Below are 20829 nucleotides of genomic sequence, written 5' to 3'. Positions count from 1 at the left end.
CGCAACCGGAGAAGTGCCGGAGCGCCGGCGTCGGGGCGCTGCGGAGGCTAGGCGTCGGTGGGGAACACCTGGACCACGGCCGGACGGGGAGCCCGGACCTGGCCCGGGCGGGGCGTGGCGCCGGCGGCAACGTAGTCCGGGAAGTACGAGTTTGGCGCCTCGAAGGTGCCCTCCTCGCCCGGGTGCTGCACGGAGACGAAGACGCTGCGTTCGGTGTCGTGGATGATCGGTCCGCACGTTTCGGCGTCGCGGGGCACTGCGAGGAACTGCTCCACGCGGCCGCGCTCGGGGCCATCCAGGGTGACCTTGAACAGACCGTCGGCCTTGCCGATGCCTGACGGGGCGCCGTCGGTGGAGATCCAGAGGTTGCCCACAGAGTCGAAGGCCAGGTTGTCCGGGCAGGAGATCGGCGAGACCCGGTCGGCCGGGAAGCCGGAGAAGTAGGTGACGTCGCCGGTGGAGGGATCGCCGCAGACCATCAGCAGGTTCCAGGTGAACTTGGTGGAGGTCTGGTCGCCGGTCTCCGTGATTTCGACGATGTGGCCGTCGCGATTCTCGTTGCGCGGGTTGGCCTCGGTGGCGCCTTCCTTGCCGGGCTTGCCGCGGTCCGAGTTGTTGGTGCAGGCGACGTAGACCTTGCCGGTGTGCAGGCTGGGCTGGACGTCCTCGCAGCGGTCCATCTTGGTGGGACCCACCTTGTCCGCAGCCAGTCGCGTGTACACGAGGACTTCCTCGAGGGACATGCCGGCAACCATGGACTTGCCGCCGACCACCAGGGGCAGCCATTCGCCGGTGCCGTCGAAGGATCCGTCCGACGGTACGGTGCCCTTGCCGTCGATTTCCGCGGCCGGGGCGTTGCCGGTGAACTTGGCGACGTACAGGTCGCCTTCGGAGAGGAGCGTCATGTTGTGCTTGCGGTCGCCCTCACGGTACTTGGCCTTGGAGACGAACTTGTAGAGGTAGTCGAAGCGTTCGTCGTCGCCGGAGTAGGCAACCACGTGGCCTGACTTGGCCACGATCACGTTGGCGCCTTCGTGCTTGAAGCGGCCCAGCGATGAGTGCTTCTTCGGCGTGGACGTCGGGTCGAAGGGGTCCACCTCCACAATCCAGCCGAAGCGGTTGGTCTCGTTTTCGTAGCCGGCGTTGTTGGCGTTGAAGCGGGGGTCGTCGAGTTCCCACTGCCGCGCCGTGGCCTTGTTGGTCAGGCCGTAGCGCTTGTCCGCGGCGGACGTGCCCGGAGCAACGAAGTAGCCGTTGAAGTTTTCCTCGCCCGAGAGGATGGTGCCCCACGGGGTGGTGCCGCCGGAGCAGTTGCCCAGCGTGCCGTTGATCCAGCGCCCCTCGGGGTCGGCCACGGTCTTGACCAGGTCCGCGCCGGCGACGGGGCCGGTCAGCTCGTAGCGGGTGCTGTTCAGGTAGCGGCGGTTCAGCGGGGCGCCCTGGACGTAGCTCCACGGCTTGTTTTTGTTCTTGCGCTCCAGCTCGACGACGCTCAGGCCGTGGGCGGCCGCCCCCACCGCGCGCATCTGCCCGGCCGGCATGCTGGCCGGGAACATGATGTTCTCGTTCGTGTATTCGTGGTTGGCGAACAGCAGCGCGCGCCGGCCCTTGCTGCCGGGGATCTCGAGGATGTCCGAGTAATCGTTGTTGTAGCCGAACTGGCGCTCCTGTGCTGCTGCGGTCTGGTTGCCCAGCTCGAACGCCGGGGCGTCATTGAAGATCGGGTCACCCCAGCGGATCACGGGCTGCCATGTGAAGCCTGCCGGAACCGTCAGGGCGTCGACGTCGGACGCAACGGCGGGGATGGCGGTGAACTGCAGCTTGGACGCACCCTGGCCAAAGCCGTTCTTCGCGGCGGCAGACAGTCCCGTTCCGCCGTCGGCAACGGCCGTCTCACCGGAGGTTACGGCGCCGCCAAGCACGACGGCGAGGGCACCGGCGGCGCCGAAGCCCAGGGCGGCGCGGCGGGACAGCGTGGTGGAGGCAATGTCGCGGAAGTAGCTGTTCGCGCTCGTGTTGCAGACATCGCCCGCACAGGCGTTGTCGCACTTGAGCGCGCAGGTGACAGGGCTGCGCTTGCCTTTGGTGTGGCCGAGCATGGGCAGCAGAGCGAACTTGCGTCCGGAGATTTCAGACATGGGAGAGAGACCTTCCAAGGGTTTAGATGCGGCACCGCCACCCTTGCAGCGAAAGCCAACCGGAAGCCGACACTCAGATGAAGATCCGGTGAACTCGGCACCCTAATGAGGAAGGGTCCCGGGAAAACCCGCAGGAAATGAGGAAGGGTCCGCGGAAAACCCGCAGGACCTGAGGAAGGGTCCCCGGGAATCCCGCAAAACCTGAGGAAGGGTCAGTGGGGTGAGTCGGGGAAGAGGGCTACGCCGGGGCCTGCAGGACGGCGTAGGCGCGGCGGAGCCGGGCGAGCCACCAGTCGCGGCGCTCGGGAGGGGCGGCGTACTGCTCAAGCAGCCCCTCGTCGGCGACGGCATCGCGCAGGGTGATGGCGCCGTCGTCGGCCACGAGCGGCTGGGTGGTGACGTCCGCCCCGAGCAGCGAGACTGTTCCAAGCCCGCAGGCATAAGGCAGTTCCGGCAGTGCGGCGGCGAGCGCGAGCCCGGCCCGGATCCCCACTGACGTGTCCAGTGCGGAGCTCACGACGGCGGGCATGCCCGCCTGCGCAACCAGCTCCAGTGCGCGCCGGACTCCCCCGAGCGGCGCCACCTTCACCACGAGGAGATCGGCCGCGCCGGCCCGCGCCACTTTGAGGGGGTCCTCCTCCTTGCGGACACTTTCGTCGGCCGCGATCAGCACCGGCACCCCCGCGGCACGCAGCCGGCGCCGCACCTCCGCCAGGCCATCGATGTCCGGCACGGGCTGCTCCGCGTATTCGAGCCCGACGTCGGCCAGCCGGGTCAGCGCCGCCACTGCAGTCGGAACGTCCCAGCCGCCGTTGGCATCCACGCGGATGGATGCGTCGGGAAGCGCTGCGCGGACAGCGGCAACCCGGGCGGCGTCGTCGTCGAGCGTCTGGGCGCGTTCGGCCACCTTGACCTTCACAGCGTCCACGCGGCCGAACCGGGCCAGTATTTCCGGGACCCGGCGGGCCTCGATGGCGGGCACGGTGGCGTTGACGGGGATGCTGGTCCGCAGGGGTTCCGGGAAGCCGTGCCAGCCGGCTTCGATGGCGGAGGCAAGCCAGCGGGAGGCCTCGTCGTCTCCGTACTCGGGGAACGCGCCGAACTCGCCCCACCCCAGCGGGCCCCGGAGAAGCAGCGTTTCGCGTTCCAGGATTCCGCGGAACTTCACGCGCATGGGCAGAACCACGACGCGGGCGCTGGTCAGCAGGTCCTCGAGGGGCGGGTACTGGAGGGGCATGAATTCACTGTACCGGCGCAGAACTACGCCGGCCCCCACGTCGTTGGAGGGACCGGCGGCCTTTGGGAGGCGCCCAGGGCGGTCGTTACGCCGAGGGCACCGGTTCCGGCTCGTGGTCGAAGGAGGACGGGACTTTGTTGCCCCCGGCTCCGAAGCGCGCGACCACAGTGGTCCCCCGGCCGGGAGCGGACATCACCTGGAGCGTGCCGCCGGCCTCGCCGATGGTGTCCTTCATGATGCGCAGGCCAAAGTGCCCTTCCGGCGACCCCTCGCTCTGGTCGAAGCCGCAGCCGTCGTCCTGGATGCGGATCTCTGAACGGTCGCCGTCCTGGTGGAGGTGGAGTTCGGCCTTGGCCGCCCGGGAATGCTTGGCAGTGTTGGCCAGGGCCTCGCGGGCCACCCGGTAGAACAGGGCCGCGCGGTCCCGGTCCAGTTCACACTGGTCCGGCAGGTCGAGTTCCAGGCTGATCCCGCGTTCCTCGAGCGGATCACCGAGCCGGGCAAGCGCCCCGGAGAGGCCGAGCCGGTTGAGGTCCGGCGGGTACAGCTCACTGGTCATGGCCCGCAGGCTGCGGACGTTGTCCTGCAGGATCCGCCGGGCGTCGGAGAACAGCGCCCGCTGGCCCGGCGGGCTGTGCAGTTCCTCGGACTCCATCACGTAGGACAGCCCCGAGAGTTCCTGGATCACTTCGTCGTGCAGGTCCCGGGCAATCCGCTGCCGCTCCAGCTCGGAGGCCTCGATGGCCCGGCGGAGCAGCCGGCTCCGGCCGGCTTCATAGGCCTGGATCCTGCGGGCCAGCTGGACTGCCGGGAACAGCTGCGCCAGCTGCAGGACGGCAAGGGACAGGAGAAACGGCGGGGCCATGCCGAACAGAACGGCAGCCTGCTCCTGGCGGACGCCGTCGTCGTCGTAATACGTCTCAAACACCAGCTTCTGCCCGTCGGGGGCAGTGACGGGCACGTAGACCTCCACGAGCTCGCCGTTTTCGACGTTGGGCGTGTTGACCTCGTCCTTCTGCATCTCCAGGTTGGCGGGGACGTCCCCGCCGTCCAGGACTTCCTGCGCCTCGTGCGGCAGGCCGAAGGTGTGGCCGATGAGCTTGGGGTCGTCCGAGTAGACGATGCGCCCGTCTTTGTCCCAGAGCCGGATCTCGAACACCGACGTCTCGCCCATCCAGGGGCGGAGGCGCTCGTCGAGCCGCTCAACGGCCGTGGGCGCACCGGACAGGACCTCCGCGTCCAGCAGCGGTCCCACCACGTTGTTGGCCAGGTGGTCGGTGGCCTCCTTGGAGTTCTCCAGTGCGTGGCGTTCAGCCTCGGACCAGATCCAGAAGGCCACCGGGGTGGTGACCACCACCAGGGCAACCAGCCCCATTAGCAGGAACCGCCGGACGGCCTTGAAAACCTCGGAGTTGTGGTTGGCCGGCGATTCGAACGGGCGAAACAGGGCAGGTTTGCGGAGCGATGGCCTAGCCATGGGACGGCTGCTCGAGCATGCCGCGCCGTGAGGCTTCCATGACCGATTCGAGCTGCGAGTGGGTTCCGAGCTTGGCGAAGATTGCCTTCACGTAGCCGCGGCAGGTGTTGAGGGAGATGTCCAGCTTGCTGGCCACTTCCTTCGAGCCGTGGCCGCCGGCCATCAGTCGGAGGACGTCCAGTTCACGGGGCGTCAGGACGGGTCCGCCGGGTTCCACTTCGCGGACCGCGGGGGCCGGAGCGGGAGTGGACATGCCCAGCTGGGCCACCAGCGAGGGGTGGACCACCATGTTGCCGGCCCGTGCGTAGCGGAGTGTGTCCAGGAGGGTGGACAGCGATCCACCCTTCGGCAGGAAGGCGCAGATGCCCATCGAGGCGGCGGTCCGCAGCGCTTCCGGTGTCGGGTCGCCGGTGAGCATGACGATCCGGGTGTTCGGGGCGTCGGCGAGGATCCGGGCAGCGGCGGTGAGGCCGTCGCCGTCGGGCAGGTGGAAGTCCATGATCACGACGTCGGGCTTGAGGGCGATGCTCTGCTCCACGCCGCTCTTGGCGGTGGTGGCCGAGGCGACGCTCCGCAGGTCCGGTTCGCGGTCCAGGGCTGCCGTCAGCAGTTCCGTGAACGTGCTGTGGTCGTCGATGGTCAGGATGCTGATTTCCCGGGTGATCTGCGATGTTGCCGGGGTGGGAGCATCAGAATCTGAGAGGTCCATTTCGTCCTCGCTGGCGGCCGTTGCCTGCAGCAGCCGGGCGTGTGCTTCCCGCAGCGGGCGTCCGGGGAGGCAGCCGATCTCCTGGTCCATGACCCGGCGGCAGCGCCCGTAGGCCCGCAGCGCTTCCATGTACTGCCCGGACTCTTCGAGGCCCAGGACCAGGGCGGTCCAGGCGCGCTCGTTGATGGGATCGTCCACGAGCAGTTCGCTGGCCAGGGCCACCGCACGCTCCGGGTGTCCGACGGCGACAGCGGCTTCCGCTGCCCGTGCCTTGATGCTGGCGACGCGGGCGGAGTGGAGCGCACGCTCCTCCTCGGCCCAGCCGGCCAGCAGCTCATCGCCGAGCAGCGGCACCGAAGCGATGTCGAGGGCCTTCTCGAGCAGCCGGAACGACTCCTCCGGAGAGGCATGTCCGGCCTGCTTGAGCAGGTCATCGAAACGGTCGAGGTCAAGGTCAACCATGCTGCGGTCGATCATGTAGCCGCCGGTGACCGTGCGGAGGGCGCCGCCCTTGCCGCTTCCCGGCTGGAGGTGGCGGCGCAGCACACTGACGTAGCTTTCCAGCGTGGAGAGGGCCTCAGCCGGCGGCTGGCCGTTCCACAAGACGTCGATCAGGTGGTTTTTGGAGACCGGGGTCCCCAGCTTGAGCAACAGGATTTCAAGGACCTGGCGGGGCTTGGGACCGCCAAGTTCGTGGGATCCGATGACCACGCCGCCGCGGCGGACCCGGAGCGGACCCAGGATGTTGATGGACAACTTCGTCGTTGTGCCACCGGCTTCTTCCATCGAGTTAGGAAGGTACTCGTCGTCGTTGACCCTCCGGGACCAACGAGTATCTTCTGCAACAGTCTGAACCATTTTCCTGCACCTACTATCCCCATGTGAACTGCATTCCCCATGAATGGCTTGGATTCATACTTGTCACTCGGGCAAGTAGGGGCACGAGTAGCGAGTACTCGAATTTCGGTCAGGGCACTACTTGGTTGCTTTTGCATCGAGCCGGCCACCACTCGGTGGGGGTGGCCCGGGGCTCCCCTGAAACCCGCCGGGAGGATGGCAGCGGGGTCAAGAAACACCAAGTTTTTCCCAAGAACCCGGGGCTACATTCGTATTACCGCAGTTAGAGCGGTACTACCGCGATCCTCGTCCCCGGAGGACCGCCGAATCAGCATGAAATGGGTGATCCAATGAGGCGGACCATGGCCGGCCCGGGTACAACCAAGTACTCCGAGTACTCGGCGATGAGCGTCTTTGCCGGCCGCTCAGGATTTCAAAAATATTTTGCGCGGGCGGCCCGGCTGTGCATCGCGTTACGCAGGTCACACGTAAATAGAGGTCGGGTAGTCCCATGAATGCGGCCAGCGCACTGCGCACGGAACTCCATTCCGTCCGCTTCCGGCTGCTGGCCACGCTGCTCGTCTTCATGGCGGTGGGTCTCTTTGTGGCCGGCGCTGCCACCCACGCCGCCCAGCTGAAGAGCCTCAATGACCGTGTCAACGCCGAGCTGCAGCTGCCGCGCGAGAACCTGGACGAGCTTGCCAGACAGGGCCGGCCGAATTTCGGCGGCGCCCCCTACACCACCGTGCATGACCTTTTTAGGACCTATCTGCGCAATGGCGCCCCGGGCGGCTTCGAGTCCGTGATGACCGTGCTCCGCGGGGGCAACGTCATCCTGCCCGCTGCGGAGCAGCCAACCAACCTGAACACGGCCGCCGTCACGGACCATGTCTGGGGGTGGAGCGCCCCCGGCCAGACCGTGATGCGCGACATTGACCTGGACGGCCGGAAGGTGCGCCTGGCGATCACGTCCGTTTCGCTGACTGCCGGCGGCCGCCAGGACCAGGGCCTGCTGATTGCCTCAAGCGAGATCGGGGCCCAGCGCGCCGAGGTTTTCGGTTCCATGTGGACCTTCGCCCTGGCGTCCCTGGCGACGCTCGCGCTGACCGGCCTGGTGGGCTACCTGGTCACCGGGCGGCTGCTGAGTCCGGTCCGGCGGCTTCGTGAGGCCACGGAAGCCACCACCTTTGAGGACCTGACCAAGCGGGTTGAGGTGCCGGACAGCACGGACGATATTGCCCAGCTGGCCATGAACTTCAACCGCATGCTCGAGCGGCTGGAGTCCGGTTTCGACAACCAGCGCCGGTTCGTCCACGACGCCAGCCACGAACTGCGCACCCCCATGACCATCATCCGCGGCTACCTGGAGCTGCTCCGGGCCGGGGATCCCGACGACGTCGACCAGACCCGCATGCTGCTCCTGGACGAGCTGGACCGGATGCAGGTACTGGTGGATGACCTGCTGATCCTGGCCCGCAGCGGCCGGCCGGACTTCGTGACTCCCGCCTGGGTGGAGGCCGACGACCTCCTGGAGGACGTCCTGAACCGGGTCCGGGTCCTCGGCGAGCGCCAGTGGCGCCTGGACGCCAAGCCCGGCGGCCTGATCCGCGTTGACCGCCGCCGGCTCACCCAGGCACTGGAGCAGCTCGCCGCGAACGCGGTCAAACACACCTCCGAGTCGGACCGGATATCGGTCGGGGGCGCCTGGGTGGAGAACGACGACGGCACCCCCCAAAGCGGTCGGGCGTCAGTGGTGCGGGAGCTGGCAGACTCCGCATCCAGAGAGCTGGAGATCTGGGTGTCGGACACCGGCACCGGCATCCCCGCAGAGGATCATGAGCGCATCTTCGAGCGCTTCGGCAAAGGAAGCAATTCGGCAACCTCGGAAGGCTCGGGCCTGGGACTGTCCATCGTGAAGGCCATCGCCGAGGCGCATGGCGGCACGGTGCAGCTGGAATCGGAGGAGGGCAAGGGCAGCCGCTTCGTGCTCCGGATCCCCTCCGGCGGCAAGGACGCGGACCGTAAAACGGATGATTCCGCCGCCGCGGACAGCGCCGGCCGGAGCGGCAGCGAAGCCCCGTCCGTCAAGGGCCCGCCTGCCAAGGGACCGCGACATAAAGGAACGGGCACCGCAGGGGGCAAACCGAAGCCGGCCGGACCGGCGTCGGGCATTGAATTGGCAACCCCGGCGGGAGGCGCGCCTTGACCCGGATCCTGATCGCCGACGATGAGCCGCGCATCGCGGCCTTCCTCGCCAAGGGCCTCACGGCGGCCGGCTACACCACCACCCAGGTCTCCGACGGGGTGAAAGCACTGGATTACGCCACGTCCGGGGAGTTCGATCTCCTCATCCTGGACATCGGCATGCCCAGGATGGATGGCCTCACCGTCCTCAAAAACCTCCGCGACATGCACTCGACGATTCCGGTGATCATTCTGACGGCGGCGGACAGCCTAGAAAGTACGGTAGCGGCGCTCGACGGCGGCGCGGACGACTACATGACCAAACCCTTCCGCTTCGAGGAACTGCTCTCCCGCATCAAGCTCCGGCTCCGGGGCGCGCAGGCGGTGACCTCCGCCCCGACATTCGTCTGCGGTGACCTCTCGCTTGACGTGAACCTGCGCACTGCCGAGATCGGCGGCCGCGTGATCGACCTGTCCGCGCGGGAGTTCGTCATGGCCCGGACGTTCATGGAGAATGCCGGCAAGGTGCTCAGCCGCGAGCAGCTCCTGAGCCGCGTGTGGGGCTACCACTTCGAGGGGTCCTCCAATGTGGTTGACGTATACGTGCGGTACCTGCGGCACAAGCTTGGCCAGGACCGCATCCAGACCATCCGCGGCGTGGGCTACCGGCTCGTGTGCCTGACCGGCCCTTCCGCCGCGGCTCCCGATGAGGCAGCCGGCACTGATGATGCGGAAGGCCACTCGATTTAGGCCTTCTGCCCACCTGACGCGTGCCCGCCGGGTACATGAGAAGACTCTCATCCGCGTCTCATCCCTGCCTCACCTTCACGCCTCAAAGTTGTTTCACGAAGGAGGTGTGGCAGGCCGATGAAGAGGTGGTCCTTGCTGAGCATTCCGCTGGTGGGTCTCGCCAGCATCACCGTCTGGGCGCAGGCCGTCACAGGGGCGCCGACAGGTCAGGAACCCGGGGTGATTGTTCGTGAACCGGCCCCCCGCGACTCGGTCCTGACCCCGCGACTGTCGCCGCTCACCAACCCCACGGCAACGCCCAAGGCCTCGTCACCGGCGCTCAAATCGGCGCCGCTGAATCCTGCCACCTCCTCGCCTCTCTCCACGAAGCCAGCAGAACCGGCCCAGACCGGGCTGGCACCCGACGACCCAGCCAATTCCGGCGAAGACCCCGCCGTATCCTCTGATGATCCCGGCGTCGAGATTGTGGAACCGGCCCAGGTCACTTCCCCGGCAGTGGCACCCACTGACGATACAACGTCCTCGAGCGAGCTTGACGGCACAAACGGTCTCTCCGGCATTAACGGTCTCGCTGGCACTGACGGTCTCGCTGGCACTGACGGTCTCTCCTCCACCAGCGGCAGGAGTGGCAGCAGCAATGAATAAGCGCACGCGGCGGCAATCCGAAGAAGCAGTTTCCCCCCGCAATAAGGAGCCAGTGATGCACACGGAATTCCGCGATCTGTATGAACCCATTCCGCCGGAGCGATGGGGCTCCACGGTTGACTCCCCTTACGGCCAGCCCACCACGGTGATGGTGGACGACTCGGAACTCCACCAACAGGTCCTGGACATCATCCACAACGTGCTCGCCACGGCGGATCCGCGGTCCGAGGTCAGGCGCCGGCTCCTGCGCCACCTGGCAGAGAACCCCGGGCATCCTGAACAGGCGTTGCTGGACCACCTGCGCGACAGGAATCGGCGCGGCGGTCGTTCCGCGAGCGCCGGCCGGGCTTCAACAGTCGATCCCCACGTCTAGCAGACGGAAAACGCAGCTTCAGCTGCCCCACAGACCGGGTACCCGCCGCGGCACGGGTATCCGACGCATGTCCGGCCCGGGTTGGTTTGCGCGGTTGGGTTGGTCTGTCCGGTTGGGCTGACCCGGCCCCTTTGTCCGGGCCCTTTGTTCGCGGCCGTCAGAAGAGCAGCAGCACGAAGCCCCCGACGGTGCTCAGAATGCCCACTCCGGTCAGGATCCAGCCGAGGATCAGGATGGTGTTGTCGTGTTTGGGGGGTCTCAGGCCCCAGCGCGACGGGTGGCAGAGGTCGTAATGCAGTTCCACCGTGGTGCCGGCCACGAGGCCGCGCGCGACGTCGGAGTCCACCAGGGTCTGGCGCGGGACGTTTTCCTGGTCGGTCCAGCGGAAGCCGGTAAAGCCGCCGGCGGTGTACACCTCACCCGTGGTTTTGGTCCAGGCGCAGCGGCGCCGTTCGATAATCAGTCCCCATACGAGCAACGGCACGCCGGGGAGGAAGCCCACCCACGTCATGATTTCCAGGATGGGGCCAAGTACATCCGCGATACCGCCCATGCACCAACTTTAGCCGCCAGCCGGCGGCGTTCCGTACGTTGCCGGCGGCGTTCCGGAACGTCAGCTGCCGGTTTCCTCGGGGTGCTCACGGGCCCGCTTGGCGTCGGGGGCTTCGCCCTGCTGCGGGATGAAATCCGGGTCCAGTTTGGTGCTGAGGTCGGTTTCGTCGCTGGCAGGTTCTTCGCGGCCGGCTTCGTCACGTACCGGTTCTGCGCGGACCGGTTCTTCGGACACAGCGGGGCTTTCCTCTGGATGTTCGGTCATGCCCCAAACGTAATGCCCTCTGGCCTGCAGAGTCGAGCATCCATGGGTGCCGGGAAAGCCGGGCCACAACAGGGCGCACCCACCGGGCGGACAGGCGACTCCCAGCAAACTGTGACACCCTTGTTACGATGACTTTCCAGCTCAGGGACCCCCGCCGTAAGAAGCAAGGCCGCCAGAAGCAGGGCCGTCAGAAGCAGGGCCGTCAGCCGGCGGCTCGACGGATGCGCCTGGCAGCGGGCACCGGCTTCCTGTTCGCCGTGGCCACCCTGGTCTGCGCTACAGGGCTCGCCGCCACCTACTACTACTTCGTCCGGACCACCACGGGCCAGTTCATCGACGAGTCCGCCCTCGTGGAGGCCGTGGAAATCCACGGGCCCGCGGGCAAGGTGACCACCCGGTTCCTGGACTGGCTGCCCACCATCTCCCTGGTGATGGCCGCCGTCGTCGTTCTGCTGGTGACGGTGATTCACCGCCGCTGGCGGGCCGCGGGCATTGCCGTGGCGGCGTGCGTGGCGGCGAACATCGCCACGCAGGTGCTCAAGGACCTGCTGCCGTTGCGGCCGTACCGGGGCGTGGAGACGCTGGAGCTGAATTCGCTGCCCTCCGGACACACCACGCTGGCGGCGTCCGCGGCGGCGGCCGTGTTCCTGATGGCGTCGCCGCGGTGGCGGCCGCTGGCCGGCTTTGTCGGCGGGACGTTTGCGATCGCCTCGGGCATGTCCACGCTGGTGAACCAGTGGCACCGGCCGGCGGATGTGGTGGCAGCGTTCCTGGTGGTGGGCTGTTTCATGATTCCCGCGGGTTGGCTGATTCTCCGCAATGACGGCCACGAGTGGAACGTCTGGGACGGCTTCGGCGGGCACTGGGGTTCGGCGCGGCTCTGGATCGGGCTGCCCATGGTGCTGGGGCTGGCCTCGACTGCGGTATCGGTGTATTCGCTGGTCATGATCGTTCCCGGCATCGGCCAGGAGGCCAGCACCACCAACTACTTCTGGGCTGGCATCTCGCTGATCGTCATCGCCGGGTACCTGGCCACCGTGGCCACGACGTGTCTGTTCGCGTACGCCGTCCGACGCCGGGACTAACCAGGGCGCTGACCCCACCGTCCCCAATTCCCCAACTGGGTCGCATTTAAAGGGGTTCTCAGCCCTCAGAACCCCCTCTGCTGCGACCCAGTTGGGTTGCTTCTTGCTGCCTGTATTGCCAAGGCGTCCGGCTTGCTACCATTGGCGCAATCTGGCCTGGTCTCATGGGGGAATTTCTTTGCGCTACCGCGATATCTCACGCTCTCTTACGGCTTTGATCGCGGCCGCCGCGATGCTCCTGGCCGCTGCCGTCACGTCCCAGGCGGCGCCGCCCGTGCAGCTCACCTACGCCAACGCGAACTACACCATCAACACCGCCGGCGGTTCCCCTTACATCGGCACGGCTGTGGTTCCCCTGACCGCAACAACGTGGGGGACGGTGAACAGTAAGGGCGTGGTGCAGATCAAGATCAACAATGTGGTTGTCTACCACCCGGTGAACAGCGCGTGGTTCGTGAACCAGATGCTCTCCTCGTATCGCGTCACCAAGAACCCGGAGTACCTGCGCCGCGCCGACGCCACCACACGCTACATCCTGTCCGGCTCGTTCTCGGACGCCAGCGGGGCCATGTGGTTCCCGTACAAGTTCAGGCACACGCCGGGCAACAGGATCGACATGGGCATTCCCTGGTACTCCGGCATGGCGCAGGGGATGATGCTCTCCACGCTGGTGAACCTGTACGAAACCACCGGCAACACCTACTGGAAGACCCATGCCGACCGCGTCTTCCGCTCGTACCAGGTGCCCAAGAAGAACGGCAAGCCGTGGTTCCAGGACCTGGTGCTGAGCGGCAGCAAGGTCTCTATGTGGTTTGAGGAATACGTGGGCACGAACATCCCCTCCAGCCATGTGGTCAACGGGCACATCTATGCGGCCTGGGGCGCCTACGACTACTACCGGCTCACCAAGAACGCCACCGCGCAGTGGATGTTCAACACCGCTGCCACCACCATCCGCGACTACTTCACCAGCTACCGGCGCCCGGGGACCATTTCCTGGTATGCCGCCAGCCCCTTTGGCCAGTACGTGTGGCGGGCCCCGGCGGGCTACCACAAGGGCGTCACCAGCCAGCTCGCAATCCTCGGCCGGCAGACCGGGGACCCGGCCTTCGCCACGCAGTCGGCGCTGCTGAAGGCGGACTACTCCTGACACATCCGCGCATCTGGGTTGCACGTCAGGGCGTTCTCAGCGCTGACAACGCCCTCTGCTGCTACCCAGTCGGGGATGCGCAACCTTTACAAGCCCAGCCGGGAAGCCCACAATAAGTCGCACCACAGCCTCCACTGACTCAGCTGGGGCGCTGCTCCTGGACCCGCGAAAGCAGAGGTGCGCGGACATGAACGATCAAGCCGGGGCGGACAAGGCCCTGAAGGAAAAACACCGGGCCATGTGGGCGCAGGGCGACTACCCTGCCCTGGCCAGCGAGCTCGTTGCGGACCTGGGCGCCATCCTGGTGGAGGCCTGCAACATCAAACCGCGCCAGCGCGTCCTGGATGTCGGCGCGGGCGCCGGCAATGCTGCCATCCCCGCGGCCATGATGGGTGCCCGGGTGATAGCCAGCGATCTCACCCCGGAGATGTTCGACGCCGGCCGGCGGCAGGCTGCCGACCGCGGCGTTGAGCTCGAGTGGGTGGAGGCGGACGTCGAGAATCTCCCCTTTGCGGACGGCGAGTTCGACGTCGTCATGTCCTGCCTCGGTGCCATGTTCGCCCCGCACCACCAGGCGAGCGCCGACGAATTGGTGCGCGTCTGCAAGCCGGGCGGGACCGTCGGCATGCTGCACTGGACCCCGGAGGGCTTCATCGGGCAGATGTTCGCCGCCATGAAACCCTTCGCTCCCCCGCCCCCGCCCGGCGCGCAGCCAGCGCCGCTGTGGGGCAGCGAAGACCATGTCCGTGAGCTGTTCGGCGACCGGCTGAGCGAGATCCGGGCGCAAAAGCGGACAGTCGCGATCACCAGCTTCCGCCAGCCCGAAGATTTCCTGCACTACTTCAAGTCGCATTACGGCCCCACCATCTCCGTGTACAAGTCCCTGTCCGGTGACGAGGAGAAGGCCAAGGCCCTGGACAACGCACTCACGGAACTTGCCGGCAACTACATCGAAGCCCACGGCGATACGACCGCGCAGATGGAATGGGAGTATCTCCTGCTCACGGCGAAGGCCAATGCCAAGCCGCAGGAAACCGGGCTGTGACGGACTCCCCCGCCTCGCGGCGCGCCCTTGAGGTGGCTTCCATCCCGTCCTTCCGGCGGATCTCCGAGCACCTGAACCATTCCACCTATGCCCACCGCAAGCACCTCCCCGGCATCTGCGATTTCACCCTGGGCAACCCGCACCAGATGCCGCAGGAGGCCTACGTTGACGCCCTCCGGGACGCGCTCCACCCGCACGACGACCAGTGGTTCGCGTATAAGACCAACGAGATGGATGCGCGGGAGGCGGCGGCGGATTCCCTGAGCAGGCTGCTCGACGTCCGGTTCGAACCCGAGGACCTGTACCTCACCACCGGAGGCTTCACCGCGATCGCCCTTGCGCTGAAGGCGGTTACCGATCCCGGCGACGAGGTCATCTACAGCCTGCCGCCCTGGTTCCTCTACGAGCCGCTGGCCGTCGAGGCCGGACTGGTCCCTGTCAAAGTCCGGATCGACCTCGAAACCTTCGACCTCGACCTGGCGGCCATCGAAGCGGCCATCACGGAGCGGACCCGTGTGGTGATCATCAACTCGCCGAACAACCCGACCGGAAGGATCTACCCGCCGGAGCTCCTCCGCAGGCTGGCCACGCTCCTCGACGACGCGTCGGAGCGGATAGGCCGGCGGATTTACCTGGTGTCGGATGAGCCCTATAACAGGATCGTCTTCGACGGCACCCGTTTCCACAGCCCCGCGGAGTTCTATCCCTACACGCTCCTGGCCTACTCCTACGGCAAGACGCATTTGTCGCCGGGCGAGCGGATCGGATACCTGGCGCTGCCGCCGAGCATGCCGGACCGCAAGGAGCTCGGCACCGCCATCGAGGCCATGCAGCTGGCCATGGGCTGGATCTACCCCAACGCCGTCCTGCAGTATGCGCTGCCGCGGCTGGAGACGTTCACCATCGACGTCGGCCAGCTGCAGCAGAAGCGGGACCGTCTGGTCCAGGAGCTGGGCGGCATGGGATACCGGCTCCGGCCGTCCGAGGGCACCTTTTACCTGTTCATCCAGTGCCCCATTCATGACGACGAGGCCTTCACCGAGGCGCTGGGCCAGGAGGATGTCTTTGTGCTTCCGGGCGCCCTGTTCGAGACGCCGGGGTTTTTCCGGATTTCCCTCACGGCCAGCGAGGACATGGTGGAGCGCAGCCTGCCCCACTTCCGGGCGGCGATCGAACGGGCGGGACAGGACCGGCCCGAGGACGCCGAAATCAAGCTGCCCACGGGCCTGATCCCCATCATCCCCGCGAACCCCCGGCTGTTGCCCTGACCGCGCCATCCCCCATATTGGTGTCCTGAGTCAACTTTTCCCGACCAGGGCCCCACCTTTTCCCAACCTCCGGGTGCCAGCGTGGCCGTGTGCCGCCCCTGACGACGGCGGCAGGCGAATTGGGGTGAGGCGAGTGGCAGGCGCTACACATTTCCGGTCCAAGGCCAAGAGGTCCGGGCAATGAGGTCCGGGCAATGAGGTCTGGGCGATGAGCAGGGTCCCCGGCCGGCATCGCGCCCGCCGCCGGCACCGGCGTGGCACAGAGTCCACCCAGGCAGTCCCCTGGCCGGCGGAGCCCCGCGGCCGGCTCCTGATCATCTGCGCTGCGATGGTGCTGACCGCAACCACTGCCTACGGGTCAGCCCTGGCCCCGCCTCCGGTACCTTCACGGGCTGCGCCGGGCGCCGCGCCGGCGGCTGCGCCTTTGCCGGGCAAGACTGCGTCGCCGCCAACAACCAAGCCCGCCCCGCAGGCGTCGGCCCCGGCGCCAACTCCCAGCCGTGCAAAACAGCCCAGCCCCAAGACGACGGCCAAACGGACGGCACCTACCCCACCCGCCGCCGTCGTGCGTCCCTCCCCGGCACCCGCCGCACCGGCACCACCAACAGCCCCTGCACCGCCACCCCAACCGGTGCCGCCGGCGGCACCGGCCGACGCAACTCTCGAGGAACAGCTCAACGCCATCATCGCAGCCAACAGCCGGTACCAGCTGGGCGTCGCCCTCGTTGACATGTCCGACGGCGTTGTCCGCCAGTTCGGCGTCCGGGAGAAGTTCGTGGCGGCCAGCACGGGCAAAATCCTTGCCGCGGCCGCGTACTACCACCTTGCCGAGGCGGGTGTCCTGTCCCTCACGGCGCCGATGGGCGGCCAGACCGCCGCCTCCCAGATCCGGCAGATGATCCAGCAGAGCAACAACACATCATGGGCGCTGATCCTGGGTGCCGTCGGCTACCAGGGCATCCATGATTACGCGGCGTCGCTCGGCATTCCGTACGACAGAACCTTCAACACGCTGTCCCCTGCTGAGACAGCCAGGATTCTGGTCCTGCTCTACAACGGCCGCCTGCTCAGTCCGGCCCACACCGCCGAGCTGCTGTCCTACATGCAGAACACCAATTACGAGACACTGATCCCCGCCGCAGTTCCTCCCGGGATCACTGTTTTCCATAAGTACGGGCTGCTCAACGGGAACCTGCACGACGCGAGCATCCTGGTCCAGGGTCAGCGCGCCTACGCCTTCGTGGTGTATTCGCTGGGCGCCAGCGTCGCGGAAATCCCCGTACAGACCGCCATCATCCGCCAACTCACCCAGGCGGTTGTGGAACAGGTGTTCTGACGGACGACGGCGGGTCCCCGGCGGAGGCGTTCGGGTGCAGTGGGGGTCCCGGCAGAGTTGAGGGTTTGCGGACCGGCGGCCCCCTCGAGGACGGGCACCTTCAGGGCGGCCAGCTAAAGGTAGGGCGGTCCAGCGAAAGGCCTGGGGGTTGCCGGCCCGGCATGTCAGGGGGGGTGCAATGCCGGGCCGGCCAGCTGGCTAAACGACCACTCGCGGCTGTGGCGTCGGACCAGATGGAAAGATCGTGCCAGCGGCACCTAGGAAAATCCCGTTTAACCTTGGGGAACCCGAACCCCCAACCCAGCGGCGGCCGCACGCCGCCGCGCGTGCTTTTGACGCACCTTCCGGTTGGGGGGACCCTGCCTCCTCTGGACTCCAAGGTTCACCAGCAAATCCACCATGGAGAGCCGAAACAATACCGGCAGACGGCATTCCCCTTCGCACCGGGATTTGCCGGCAACGCCGCCGGTCTCATCGCATGCCGGAAGGGCCCGCGGGGCGGCGCAGGTGGAAGGTAAATAAGATGATGAGCCCGGACCCGTATTCACCCGGTGACAACCATTGGCAGTCCCCCACGCCGGAGAGGCTGCCTGCCCGGCACGCCGCCGGAGGCCCTGCAGCAGTCCCCGACACGGCACGGGCAGGCCAGCGGGCAGGTCAACGGCCAGCCCAGCGCACCCCGCAGGGCGGAATACTGCAGCGCCAGCTGATGCGGCTCATCGGCGAAATCCTTGGCGACGAGGGCCTGAACTCGGAGATCCGGCTGTCGCTGCTCAGGCACATCTCCGAACACCCCGGACACCCCGAACAGGCAATGCTGGCGCATTTGCACGAGATCCAGGAGCGAGGCTGAAGCCAGCCGGTTCCCGGGCTTCCGCCTACACGAAAACTCTTTCCGATGCCCCTGGAGTGGACCATGAAAACCAGAGCAGCCGTCGCGCTATGCGTGGCCGGGATCCTCGTGACCGGATCCGCCGCCCTGGCCGTCAATTCGCAGGTATTGAACACCACGCCCACGGGCACCGGCAACGCGAACAATGTCCTCCTGCCGAATAGCGCGAGCAGGACTCGGGTTCCGGCCGCCGTCGTCAGCGTGAAAGCGACGCCGGGCGTGACGTCTGTGGACGGCGGCGGCCAGCGCCCGACGCCGTCGCTCAAACCACGTGACGACGGCGACGATAAGGGCGGCCTGCGCACCACCGCGGAACCGGGCGATGACCAGGGCGGACATCGCAAGGCGCCCGAACCGGGAGACGACAGCGGCGGACACGGTTCGGACGGCTAAGACGCAATCCGCACCGCGGCGACCCCCCTCACAGCAGGCCATCTGCACACCAGCGGGAGGCCGATTCGAAGATGCCGCAATACATGATCGTCAGACCGAATTTGGGGGCGACGCGCCGATCAATAGAACACGCTTTCTTTGCTTAATCCATAAATCAACCTGTATCGTATTCATTTAGGTAGCCCGAAACTCCTCCAGAGCCACAAGCTCCAGGAGCCCCCGCCCTGCATCGCAGCGCGCCAGCCACGCCAGGCACCATAAGAAAATCCCCAACCCAGCCCAGCAGTTCCCTGCTGTCCGGAACTCCCGGTCAGCCCAGCTCCCGGCACCACTCTCAGGGGAGCACAACAGTGATGAAAGGCCGGCATTTATGATCGCCGACACCCGCACCACCTTGACCCGCCCTGAAACCCGTACCGCGGCAATCTCCGCAGCCTGGTCCCAATCCCAGCGCCAGTTCGTTCCCCGCCGCAACCGCGCCGCGCTAAGGACCCCCACCTCCCGCAGGCAGACCATCCGGCTGTTCCTGCTGGGTGTCCTCTGCACCGCAGGCTGGCTCGCCTCCCTGCTCGTGGGGCACTTCGTGGACTGCGGCCCGGAACTCCACCGCATTGGACTCGCCGCCCACATCCTCGCCCTGGTGCTGTCCTTCGGCACCATCCTCGTTGTCGACTGGCTGGGCCTGCTGTGGCTCATGGGCAAAGTGCACATGCACGAATCACCCAAGCTTGAGAAGGCAGCGAAGCCGCTGATCTGGGGCGGCCTGGCACTCCTGCTGGCCTCCGGAGCCCTCATCCAGCCCGACCTCACCAACCCGGTAACCGCGGTGAAGCTTGGCTGCGTGCTCATCCTGATGCTGAACGGCCTGAGCATCGCCCCGGCCATGCACAAGATGTTCGCGCTTCCGCGGGAAACACGCTTCAGCGAACTGGGCCGCCGTCTGCGCACGCGGCTGCTGATCGCACTCAGCATCTCGCAGGCGTGCTGGTGGACGGCCGTGCTGATCGGCCTCGTGAACAGCACCCTCCGCCGCTGGACGGGGACGTAACCACCGCCCGCGCCGCCAGTTGGCTTTGGCGGCGGGGCCGTTATGCCACCCGCTCCTGTGAATTCGCGGCTGCCGTGGGTGCGAGCCCGTTGCCGCGGTGGATTCCGTGCAGCAGCCGCGGCATCGTCAGCGCGGCAAGGACCGCGAGACCCACCATCGGCAGCCAGGGTGTGCCCGGCCACCAGTGGTGCCGGTCCGTCAGGTCCAGCAGCCAGCCCAGCAGTGCATTCCCAACCAGAACGGCGATGCCGCCGCAGGTAGCGGACAGTCCGTAATATGCGCCGCGGCCTGACGCGGCCCCCTCCGCCGGGATGAACCGCGGAATCAGCGACAGGATTGTGGGTGTCAGGAGCATGTGTCCCAGGATCAGCGCGCCGACTATGCCTGCCATCAGGGCCACCGCACCGGCCTCCGCCGAGCCAGAGGCCACGGAACCGGATGCCACGGGACCGGCGGATTCCGCGTCGCCGGACGTCACGGCGGCCGCGCCCAACGCGGCGCCCAGCAGCAGAAAGCCTGCAGACATAGCCCGGCCCGGCCCCAGCCGCTGGCCGGCCGCGGCCACTGGCAGCTGCAGAAGCAACGTCAGCACGGAGGCGAGCAGGAAAAGCATGGCCAGCCACGAACCGTCCAGGCCCCGCCGGTCCAGCTCCAGCGGGAACGCGAAGTAGAGCTGGTTGTAGGCCACCATGTTGGTGCTGGCGAGCAGGCAGAACCCCACAAAGCGCCGGTTCTTCAGGCATCCAAGGGCGCCCAGGGACTTGCCCGGTGACGCTCCCGGCTCCCCCGCGCCAGCTACCGCCTTCTCCGGTGAACCGGCGGGCAGGCGGAACCACAGCACCACCGTCACCGCAACAAAGATGGCAATGCCGGCCGCCAGCGCCGCTCGGAAGCCCCACCCCAGCAGGGCAGCTCCCAGGAGCGGGCCAACCAGGGCACCCATCTCCCCCGTGATGGCCAGCCAGACGAACACCGAGCGCCGCGCCTTACCCGGGGCCCGTTCCTTGGTCTGGCCTGTATTGTCCGCAGGGGACGGGTCTGAATGGGACGGGTCTGCATGGGAGCGGTCCGCCCGGGACAGCTGCGACTCCAGGGCAGGCGAGAACAGCGCCCCTCCCGCACCGGTCAGCACGGCGCCGAGCAGGAACAGCGTGAAATCCGAAGCGGCCGCCAGCGTGGCGTACCCGGCGATGCGGACCAGGCAGCCGGTCAGGATCGCGCGGCGGGCGCCCCACCGGTCGGCGATCAGCCCGCCGAACAGGAACATCCCCTGCTGGCTGAAGGTCCGGGCGCCAAGAACAAGCCCGACGGCGGCGGCGTCCAGTCCGTAATCCCCGCCCATGGCGCCGGCCAGGAAGGGAATCACCGCGTAGAAGCCCAGATTGAACACCAGCTGGGTGCCGAGCAGAATGCGGGTTTCAGGCAGGTACGCCATGGGTCAGGTG

19 protein-coding genes are annotated in these 20829 nt (G+C 67.1%); 12 read left to right on the top strand and 7 right to left on the bottom strand.

The annotated features are described in order from the left end of the window. Positions 1-47: 47 nt before the first annotated feature. From ARGLB_RS15225 to ARGLB_RS22510, 4 genes are all read right to left on the bottom strand, one after another. A complete protein-coding gene (locus ARGLB_RS15225) occupies positions 48-2138 on the bottom strand; it encodes a PhoX family protein (protein WP_003804141.1) in 2091 nt (696 codons plus the stop codon). A gap of 238 nt (positions 2139-2376) precedes the next feature. Beyond that, positions 2377-3375, bottom strand: a complete 999-nt coding sequence (locus ARGLB_RS15220) for an o-succinylbenzoate synthase (RefSeq protein WP_003804139.1) — start codon at positions 3373-3375, stop codon at positions 2377-2379. Positions 3376-3460: 85 nt separating this feature from the next. Further along, complete coding sequence (locus tag ARGLB_RS15215) at positions 3461-4852, bottom strand: sensor histidine kinase (protein ID WP_003804138.1); 1392 nt, start codon at positions 4850-4852, stop codon at positions 3461-3463. Beyond that, positions 4845-6419: a BTAD domain-containing putative transcriptional regulator gene (locus ARGLB_RS22510; RefSeq protein WP_003804136.1), complete on the bottom strand. Its 1575-nt coding sequence runs from the start codon at positions 6417-6419 to the stop codon at positions 4845-4847. The genes ARGLB_RS15215 and ARGLB_RS22510 overlap by 8 nt, the downstream gene beginning before the upstream one ends. Positions 6420-6909: 490 nt before the next feature. Here ARGLB_RS22510 and ARGLB_RS15200 point away from each other — a divergent pair, with 490 nt between their 5' ends. The 4 genes from ARGLB_RS15200 to ARGLB_RS15185 all read left to right on the top strand — a co-directional run bounded on the left by ARGLB_RS15200 (position 6910) and on the right by ARGLB_RS15185 (position 10350). Continuing rightward, the gene (locus ARGLB_RS15200; RefSeq protein ID WP_003804135.1) at positions 6910-8604 is read left to right on the top strand and encodes a sensor histidine kinase; all 1695 of its coding nucleotides are present in this window, start codon (positions 6910-6912) and stop codon (positions 8602-8604) included. After that, entirely contained in the window at positions 8601-9332 is a 732-nt protein-coding gene (locus ARGLB_RS15195) for a response regulator transcription factor (protein ID WP_003804133.1), read from the top strand. Before ARGLB_RS15200 ends, ARGLB_RS15195 begins: the two co-directional genes overlap by 4 nt. A gap of 117 nt (positions 9333-9449) precedes the next feature. Beyond that, a complete protein-coding gene (locus ARGLB_RS15190) occupies positions 9450-9977 on the top strand; it encodes a hypothetical protein (RefSeq protein WP_003804131.1) in 528 nt (175 codons plus the stop codon). A 55-nt stretch (positions 9978-10032) separates the two neighbouring features. Further along, positions 10033-10350 carry a hypothetical protein gene (locus ARGLB_RS15185; RefSeq protein ID WP_003804129.1) on the top strand — a complete coding sequence of 106 codons (318 nt, stop codon included), beginning with the start codon at positions 10033-10035 and terminating at the stop codon, positions 10348-10350. A gap of 157 nt (positions 10351-10507) precedes the next feature. On the opposite strand, the gene ARGLB_RS15180 is transcribed toward ARGLB_RS15185, so the two are convergent. Together ARGLB_RS15180 and ARGLB_RS23350 are read right to left on the bottom strand one after the other, a co-directional pair. Then, positions 10508-10903, bottom strand: a complete 396-nt coding sequence (locus ARGLB_RS15180) for a hypothetical protein (RefSeq protein ID WP_003804128.1) — start codon at positions 10901-10903, stop codon at positions 10508-10510. Between the two features lie 60 nt (positions 10904-10963). Next, positions 10964-11167, bottom strand: coding sequence for a hypothetical protein (locus tag ARGLB_RS23350; protein ID WP_139023362.1), 204 nt, complete (start codon positions 11165-11167; stop codon positions 10964-10966). A gap of 128 nt (positions 11168-11295) precedes the next feature. Here ARGLB_RS23350 and ARGLB_RS15175 point away from each other — a divergent pair, with 128 nt between their 5' ends. The 8 genes from ARGLB_RS15175 (at position 11296) to ARGLB_RS15140 (ending at position 19384) form a co-directional block, all read left to right on the top strand. Continuing rightward, the gene (locus ARGLB_RS15175) at positions 11296-12252 is read left to right on the top strand and encodes a phosphatase PAP2 family protein (RefSeq protein WP_003804124.1); all 957 of its coding nucleotides are present in this window, start codon (positions 11296-11298) and stop codon (positions 12250-12252) included. A 214-nt stretch (positions 12253-12466) separates the two neighbouring features. Further along, entirely contained in the window at positions 12467-13402 is a 936-nt protein-coding gene (locus ARGLB_RS15170) for a D-glucuronyl C5-epimerase family protein (protein ID WP_139023361.1), read from the top strand. Between the two features lie 187 nt (positions 13403-13589). Next, complete coding sequence (locus tag ARGLB_RS15165) at positions 13590-14447, top strand: class I SAM-dependent methyltransferase (RefSeq protein WP_003804119.1); 858 nt, start codon at positions 13590-13592, stop codon at positions 14445-14447. Then, positions 14444-15715 carry an aminotransferase class I/II-fold pyridoxal phosphate-dependent enzyme gene (locus ARGLB_RS15160; RefSeq protein ID WP_003804118.1) on the top strand — a complete coding sequence of 424 codons (1272 nt, stop codon included), beginning with the start codon at positions 14444-14446 and terminating at the stop codon, positions 15713-15715. Before ARGLB_RS15165 ends, ARGLB_RS15160 begins: the two co-directional genes overlap by 4 nt. A gap of 208 nt (positions 15716-15923) precedes the next feature. Next, complete coding sequence (locus ARGLB_RS24325; protein WP_175305005.1) at positions 15924-17051, top strand: serine hydrolase; 1128 nt, start codon at positions 15924-15926, stop codon at positions 17049-17051. Between the two features lie 523 nt (positions 17052-17574). Continuing rightward, positions 17575-17904 (top strand): hypothetical protein, encoded by a 330-nt coding sequence (locus tag ARGLB_RS15150; RefSeq protein WP_003804112.1) that lies wholly within the window; start codon positions 17575-17577, stop codon positions 17902-17904. A gap of 63 nt (positions 17905-17967) precedes the next feature. After that, positions 17968-18336 (top strand): hypothetical protein, encoded by a 369-nt coding sequence (locus ARGLB_RS15145; RefSeq protein WP_139023358.1) that lies wholly within the window; start codon positions 17968-17970, stop codon positions 18334-18336. A 370-nt stretch (positions 18337-18706) separates the two neighbouring features. After that, positions 18707-19384, top strand: a complete 678-nt coding sequence (locus ARGLB_RS15140; RefSeq protein ID WP_003804107.1) for a hypothetical protein — start codon at positions 18707-18709, stop codon at positions 19382-19384. Between the two features lie 40 nt (positions 19385-19424). Here ARGLB_RS15140 and ARGLB_RS15135 read toward each other — a convergent pair whose 3' ends face one another. Then, a complete protein-coding gene (locus ARGLB_RS15135; protein ID WP_003804105.1) occupies positions 19425-20819 on the bottom strand; it encodes an MFS transporter in 1395 nt (464 codons plus the stop codon). Positions 20820-20829 lie beyond the last annotated feature (10 nt).

Origin of the sequence: Arthrobacter globiformis NBRC 12137 (assembly GCF_000238915.1) — a bacterium.
Classification (GTDB): Bacteria; Actinomycetota; Actinomycetes; order Actinomycetales; family Micrococcaceae; genus Arthrobacter; species Arthrobacter globiformis.
Note: the sequence above shows the minus strand (reverse complement) of the source record. Positions and strands in the feature narration are given on the sequence as shown.

Excerpts from the sequence above, each read along its gene's own strand:
- ARGLB_RS15215 (WP_003804138.1), bottom strand. The coding sequence starts at position 4,852 with ATGGCTAGGCCATCGCTCCGCAAACCTGCCCTGTTTCGCCCGTTCGAA.
- ARGLB_RS15135 (WP_003804105.1), bottom strand. The coding sequence starts at position 20,819 with ATGGCGTACCTGCCTGAAACCCGCATTCTGCTCGGCACCCAGCTGGTG.
- ARGLB_RS15220 (WP_003804139.1), bottom strand. The coding sequence starts at position 3,375 with ATGCCCCTCCAGTACCCGCCCCTCGAGGACCTGCTGACCAGCGCCCGC.
- ARGLB_RS15225 (WP_003804141.1), bottom strand. The coding sequence starts at position 2,138 with ATGTCTGAAATCTCCGGACGCAAGTTCGCTCTGCTGCCCATGCTCGGC.
- ARGLB_RS23350 (WP_139023362.1), bottom strand. The coding sequence starts at position 11,167 with ATGACCGAACATCCAGAGGAAAGCCCCGCTGTGTCCGAAGAACCGGTC.
- ARGLB_RS15175 (WP_003804124.1), top strand. The coding sequence starts at position 11,296 with ATGACTTTCCAGCTCAGGGACCCCCGCCGTAAGAAGCAAGGCCGCCAG.
- ARGLB_RS15145 (WP_139023358.1), top strand. The coding sequence starts at position 17,968 with ATGAAAACCAGAGCAGCCGTCGCGCTATGCGTGGCCGGGATCCTCGTG.
- ARGLB_RS15190 (WP_003804131.1), top strand. The coding sequence starts at position 9,450 with ATGAAGAGGTGGTCCTTGCTGAGCATTCCGCTGGTGGGTCTCGCCAGC.
- ARGLB_RS15165 (WP_003804119.1), top strand. The coding sequence starts at position 13,590 with ATGAACGATCAAGCCGGGGCGGACAAGGCCCTGAAGGAAAAACACCGG.
- ARGLB_RS15150 (WP_003804112.1), top strand. The coding sequence starts at position 17,575 with ATGATGAGCCCGGACCCGTATTCACCCGGTGACAACCATTGGCAGTCC.
- ARGLB_RS22510 (WP_003804136.1), bottom strand. The coding sequence starts at position 6,419 with ATGGTTCAGACTGTTGCAGAAGATACTCGTTGGTCCCGGAGGGTCAAC.
- ARGLB_RS15185 (WP_003804129.1), top strand. The coding sequence starts at position 10,033 with ATGCACACGGAATTCCGCGATCTGTATGAACCCATTCCGCCGGAGCGA.
- ARGLB_RS15180 (WP_003804128.1), bottom strand. The coding sequence starts at position 10,903 with ATGGGCGGTATCGCGGATGTACTTGGCCCCATCCTGGAAATCATGACG.
- ARGLB_RS24325 (WP_175305005.1), top strand. The coding sequence starts at position 15,924 with ATGAGCAGGGTCCCCGGCCGGCATCGCGCCCGCCGCCGGCACCGGCGT.
- ARGLB_RS15140 (WP_003804107.1), top strand. The coding sequence starts at position 18,707 with ATGATCGCCGACACCCGCACCACCTTGACCCGCCCTGAAACCCGTACC.
- ARGLB_RS15200 (WP_003804135.1), top strand. The coding sequence starts at position 6,910 with ATGAATGCGGCCAGCGCACTGCGCACGGAACTCCATTCCGTCCGCTTC.